The 6,101-nt window shown below is 62.5% G+C and carries 4 protein-coding genes and 1 pseudogene; all 5 read right to left on the bottom strand.

Annotated features, from left to right (window positions below; all coding sequences use genetic code 11):
- A pseudogene (locus tag VN047_RS11885) lies at positions 1 to 261 on the bottom strand (DUF885 domain-containing protein); the annotation flags it as partial.
- Between the two features lie 81 nt (positions 262 to 342).
- On the bottom strand, positions 343 to 2,631 hold the full coding sequence (locus VN047_RS11880) for a TonB-dependent receptor (RefSeq protein WP_325542929.1): 2,289 nt from the start codon (positions 2,629 to 2,631) through the stop codon (positions 343 to 345).
- Between the two features lie 78 nt (positions 2,632 to 2,709).
- Positions 2,710 to 3,195 carry a hypothetical protein gene (locus VN047_RS11875; protein ID WP_325542927.1) on the bottom strand — a complete coding sequence of 162 codons (486 nt, stop codon included), beginning with the start codon at positions 3,193 to 3,195 and terminating at the stop codon, positions 2,710 to 2,712.
- A 394-nt stretch (positions 3,196 to 3,589) separates the two neighbouring features.
- Complete coding sequence (locus VN047_RS11870; RefSeq protein ID WP_325542925.1) at positions 3,590 to 4,849, bottom strand: amidohydrolase family protein; 1,260 nt, start codon at positions 4,847 to 4,849, stop codon at positions 3,590 to 3,592.
- A gap of 20 nt (positions 4,850 to 4,869) precedes the next feature.
- Positions 4,870 to 6,101 (bottom strand): amidohydrolase family protein (locus VN047_RS11865; RefSeq protein ID WP_325542923.1); only part of this gene is annotated, 1,232 nt, incomplete at its 5' end.

Genomic DNA, 6,101 nt, shown 5'->3' with positions numbered 1-6,101 from the left:
GCGGATCGCGGCGCGATCGGTCGCGCGCGCCGCGAGCGACCGGTCGTCCAGCCGCCCGCGGAGCATGGCATGTGTACCGACATCGAAATTATTCGCCGTCGCCTCTTCGGGTGACCGGCGCAGATAGGCTTCGCTGTGCCGTTGCAGCAACGCCTCCAGCGCGCCATCGGCGCCGATGGCCTGGGCCTGCAGTGCCGATGGCACGATTCCCGACAAACCGGTCGCCGCCGCAACCTCCATAAAGCGTCGGCGGTCGATCATGGCATTCTCCAGTGCGGCAATCATCATCGGTCGGCGGATAAGACGGGGGCGGCTGCGACCGGAACCGCCCCCGAAACCTCGTCAGAATTTATAGCCGAGGCTCACACCAAAGACGCGGTACGACGGTTCGACCTGCACGCCGCTGTAGAACGCCTTTTCATAAGCGTTGGCATAATAATCGGCGTCGAACAGATTCTCTACGAACACCACCGCACGCAGACGTTCGTCCTCGACCCCGAGGCGCAGGTTCACATTGTGATAGCTCGGGCTCGTGAAAGGCTCGCCTGCAACATTCTTGTAGAGATAATAATAGGGATTGGAGATCATCGCATCGCGATAATTCCACTCGGCACGGACAAAGGCCTCGAAACGGTCGCCGAGCGGCAGCGTATACTGGGTCTGCGCGCCGAGCGTCCATTCGGGCGCGTTGGTGAGCTGCTCGCCCGAAATATCGATAACGATACCGTCGATCAGCGCGTTCGGATAATCCTTGTACTTCGACTTGTTGAAACCGACGTTGCCGCCAAGCGTCCAGTGATCGGTGATCCGCGCATCGAAGCTCGCCTCGACACCATAGCTTTCGGCGGATGCCGCGTTGGCGATACCGCTGACCCCGCGCAGGAGACCGGTGACCGGATCGATAAACTGGAAACGGATCGTCTGCTGGACGTCTTTCCAGTTCATGTAGAAGCCGGTGACGTCGACGCGCAGTCGTTTGTCGAACAGGTCGAACTTCGTCCCGAGTTCGTAGTTCCAGAGCGTTTCGGGCTTGAATTCGTTGGTCAGCGCAGCGCTGTTCGTCGTCTGCGTACCACCCGACTTGAAACCGCGCGACGCGGTGGCGAAGATCATCCAGTCGCGGTTCGGCTTATAGGTCAGTGTGAATTTGGGCGAGATGTCCTCGAAATCGGCGACGCGGTCGTTGTCTCCGGTGATCACCGTGTTCGACCGGGTCTGCGATATGTTCGTCACCTTCTCCCACGAATAGCGGAGGCCCGCAGTTGCCGAGAATTTCTCGCTGAAGTTGAGCGTACCTTGCGCAAAGACCGCGAAATAGCGGCTCGAGCTGACACCGTCCGCGCCCGTCACCTCGAGCCCGTCACAATCGCCGGCACTCGCGGCCGGGCAAAGCGGGCTGTCGGCGCCATGATAGGTCGACTGTTCGCTTTCGCCGCTATCCTTGCCGAGCGACGCGCCGAGGCTCCAGTCGAGGAACTGGGTTCCCGTCGATTGCAGGCGAAGCTCGCCGCTCGTCGACTTCCTTTTCAGCTGCAGGTCTTCGTAGAAATAATCGCGGCTGCCGCCGTCGACATCACCATAGTTGAAGACGTCGGCGGTCAGGTGGCCGCCCACGGCGGTCAGTGCTACGGGTCCGAAATCCCACACCGCACGCGTGCTGAAATACTGGAACTTGCTGCCCACGCGCTGTTCGCGGTTGAAATTCACGCGGGTTTTGTTGTCCGGATAGAAACCGACGCCGTCGGGATCGCCGATCAGCCCGGCATTGCCGCCATAATAGACCGAAGCCCAGGTGCGCGTGACGAAACCGGTCGGCACGCCGTTGCGCATCCCGACCTCTTCATCGGAATAGCTGTAGTTGAAATCCCAGGTCAGATTGTCGAGCGGAGTGAAGCGGGCCTGGATGCGGCCGGTATAATATTCGCTGTCGTTGCCGCCGCCGATGGGGTTGATATTCTTGATATAGCCGTCGGACTTTTCGATCTGGCCCGAGGCGCGGACCGCGAGCAGGCCGCTGACGACGGGGATATTGATCACCCCCTGCGCGCGCTTGGTGTCGTAGCGGCTGTAGCCGAGTTCGATTTCGCCTTCGAACGTGTCGACCGGCTTCTTCGTGATCACGTTGATCGCGCCGCCGACGGCATTACGGCCGAAATAGGTGCCCTGCGGCCCGCGCAACACCTCGATGCGTTCGAGATCGACGATCTGCGGGTTGCTCGTTCCTGCAGCGACGTTGAATTCGTCGACATAGAAGGCATAGCTCGACTGCCGGACGTCGGCATAGGGGTTGAGCTGGTTCGAAATGCCGCGGATCGCGAGGTCCTTGCGGTCGCGCGAGCCGTTCGACTGGAAGCTGACGTTCGGCGTCATCGCGAAATAATCGTCGACGCTCTGGATATTCTGGTTCTTGATCGTTTCCGCGGTCAGCGCGGTGATCGCGATCGGAACATCCTGCAGGCTCTGTTCGCGGCGCTGCGCGGTGACGACGATTTCGCCCGCACCGGCGCTTTCGGACGCACCCGCTTGTTGGGCATAAGCGGGGACGGCGGTCAAACCTCCGATCATCGCCGCGGTCGCGACCCCCACGGCAAAACGGCCAATGCCACGCTTTTCCTGATTGATGCAGTTCATGTCAAAACCCCCTCGTTGGCCGGCGGTCCTGTCCGCCGGTCCCTTGATCCAATCCTCTCCACGGCCGCCGTCAGGGCGTCATTTGGTCCAGCATTGCGGGTCGAGCGGATCCTTGCCCGCTTCGAGCGTGTGGCGGACGAGGACGATCGATGCGATCTTGCCGCCTTCGAGCTCGGCATGGCCGGCCGCGAGCGAGCAGCCGGTCTTGCCGTCACGCCGCGAACGGATGACGTGATAGGTGTAGACGCGGTCGCCGGCTTCGAAGACATCCTTGAACGGCACGACGATCTCGACGTCGCCGCCGCCCGACTGGATACGCTGGAAATGGGTCGCCCACTGGCCGACGCCGTCGATGACGGTGCGGCCTTCGAGCACCAGCGTCGCATCGGGCGTGAAGAATTTCGAGAAATTTTCCGGAGTATAGGCGCCGGGCGTCCTGAACGCCTCGTTCCACCAGATGAACATCTTGGAAAGAACGTCGGTCGCAGGCTTGTCCTGGGCCGCCGCCGGTGCCGCGAAGTTGAGGGCCGCAAGCGCGGATGCGAGTATCAGCGTCTTTTTCACATGGAACTCCCTGTAACTATATTGCTTCGTTGGCGGCTTCGTGACCGCGGTGTTTCGGAGAGTGTCCGTCAGTTGCACTGTTGTTTCAACAACATTACAAATTCGCGTTCGTTGCGCTGAACGCAAATTATGAGCACCGCGGTTCTCGCTCGCGACGACCGGTCTCCGCCGGATCCAGATCATTCAAGAATCTGAATTGATGAATTTTTACTATTTTTATCAGTTATTTGATGCATTCTCCGTCAGCAGCTACTGCGCGACGGGAAGGCGCACGGCCCCGATCAGGGTTATTGCGCGGATGCCCCCGAGCAAGGGGTCATCGACGACGGGCCGCGGCACCATCCGTCGATGGCGGCCGCGGCGATGTAACAAAAATCACGCGATTCGTCGTCTATTATTGCGACGCGTCGTTGCGGATCAGCTTGCCGCCCTTCATCACGAATCCGATCGTCCGCAGCGCGCGAATGTCCTGCGTCGGATCGGCGTCCACCGCGATGATGTCGGCATAATAACCTGCCTTGAGCAGCCCGACCTCGCTGTCGACGCCGAGCATCCTCGCCGGTTCGATCGTCGCGGCGCGGAGCGCCTGCGCGTGGGTCATCCCCGCGTCGACATAGATTTCGGCTTCGCGGACGGTCGCCGTCGTGCCCTCGTTGGGTTCCCACGGATATTGGTCGGTGCCGAGTGCGATATCGACCCTCGCAGAAATCGCGTCGCGCAGGGACTGGATATGCGCCTTTCCGACCGAATCGACGCGATCGAGATACCAGTCGGGCGAGCCGATCTTCTTGTAGAAAGCCTTGGCACCGCTCTGGCTCACGACGATCGTCGGCACGTACCAGACGCCCTTTTTCTTCATCTTCGCGAGGACGGGGGGCGTCAGGAAATAGCCATGTTCGAAACAGTCGATCCCGGCATCGATCGCGGCCTCGGACGCGATAGGCGAGCCCGTATGGCCGGTGACCTTCACGCCGTTGCGGTGCGCCACCTCGATCGCGGTTTTCAGTTCGTCATCGGTGAAGGGCGACGCGCCGATGTCGCCGTGCGTGTCCGAAATTCCGCCCGAAATGCCGAGCTTGATCCAGGTGGCGCCGGCTTTCACCTGTTCGCGTACCGCACGTGCGAATTCGGCTGGTCCGTTAACCTCGGTCTTGCCGTGCCCGCCAGTCGCAACAATCGACGAGCCCGCAGTGTGGATACGCGGCCCGTCAAAAACGCCGCTGTCGATCGCGCGCTTGACGGTGAAATCGACCCCGGCGTCGGATCCCGTCAGCCGGATCGTCGTCACCCCCGACCACAGCGATTTCTGCGCGTTGTCGAGCGTGCGGAGCGCCATCGAGTCGGGGGTTTCGTTATGAATGCGCGACGCCCCCGGCAGGTTGAGCGCGAGGTGGACATGCATGTTCATCAGGCCGGGGATCAACCATTTGCCATCCATCGGGATGACCGTCGCCCCCGGCGGGACCGGCGTCGAGGCACGCGGGCCGATCGTCTGGATGCGTTCGCCGTCGATCAGCACCACGGCATCGCGCAGCGGCGCCTTGCCGGCCAGATCGACGACATTGCCGCCAACAAGCGCAACGGTCTGTGCCGCGGCGGGGCCCCCTACGACGATGGCGAGCGGGAAGACGGCGGAAAGCAGGCGATATTTCATGGCGACCCCCATTTATCGAATCAGTGCGCGATCGTTTCAGGCGCTGCGTCGTTGCGGTAGATGACCCCGCCTTTCATCACGAAGTCGAGCGTGCGCAGCGCCGCGACATCCCTCGCCGGATCAGCGGTGACGGCGACGATGTCGGCATATTGGCCGGCGACGATCCGCCCGACCTCCTTGTCGATCCCCAGCATCGCCGCCGGTTTGATCGTTGCCGCCTGCAGCGCCTGCAGCGGCGTCATGCCGGCTTTCTGGTACAGTTCGGCCTCGGCGACGGTCGCGGTCGTTCCGCCATTGGGCTCGAACGGAAACTGATCGGTGCCGAGCGCGACATTGACCCCGAGCTTGATCGCCTTCTGCAGGACTGCCCAATGGTCCTTGCCGGTCGAGGCGACGCGGTCGAGATACCATTCGGGCGAACCGATCTTGCGATAGAATTCATAGGCTCCCGGCTGGCTGACGACGATCGTCGGCACCAGCCAGGCGCCCTGCGCCTTCATCTTCGCGAGCACCTCGTCGTTGAGGTGATAGCCATGCTCGAAACAGTCGATCCCGAACTTCAGCGCCTGAAGCGCCGCTTCGGACGAGCCGTTGTGCGCAGTCACCTTCACCCCGTTGCGGTGTGCGACCTCGATGATCGTCGACAGTTCGGCATCGGTCATCGGCGCGGCGGAAATGCTGCCGTGCGTGTCCGAAATACCGCCCGAGATCGCAATCTTGATCCAGCTGGCGCCACCCTTGATCTGCGTTCGCGCCGCCTTGCTGAGTTCGGCAGGGCCATCAGCCTCGAGCGACCCGTGGCCGCCGGTCGGGACGATCAGTTCGCCCGCGGTCTCGATACGCGGGCCGACCGCCTGACCTTTCGCAATCGCGCGCTTGAGCATGAAGTCGAGCCCCCGGTCCTCGGCGGTCAGCCGGACCGTCGTGACCCCGGCGAGCAGCGTCCGGCGCGCGTTGTCCGCCATGCGCAGGGCTTCCTCGCCGTCTTTCTCGTTGATCAGTTCGGCACCCGCGGCGCCGGGAAGCTTCAGCCCGAAATGCACGTGCATGTTCATCAGGCCGGGGATCAGCCACTTGCCATTCATCGGCACCACTTTCGCCCCGGCGGGGACGTCGATGGAAGCTGCGGGACCGACCCTCAGGATGCGCTCGCCCTGCACCAATATGGTGGCGTTCGAAATCGGCGCGCCGCCGTCGATGCCGACGACCGTGCCGCCGACCAGCGCGGTCAGCGGCGCGGCCGCAGGCGCCT

Source organism: Sphingopyxis sp., from assembly GCF_035565275.1.
In the GTDB taxonomy this organism is placed as follows: Bacteria; Pseudomonadota; Alphaproteobacteria; order Sphingomonadales; family Sphingomonadaceae; genus Sphingopyxis.
This window is presented reverse-complemented; position numbering and strand designations above follow the sequence as displayed.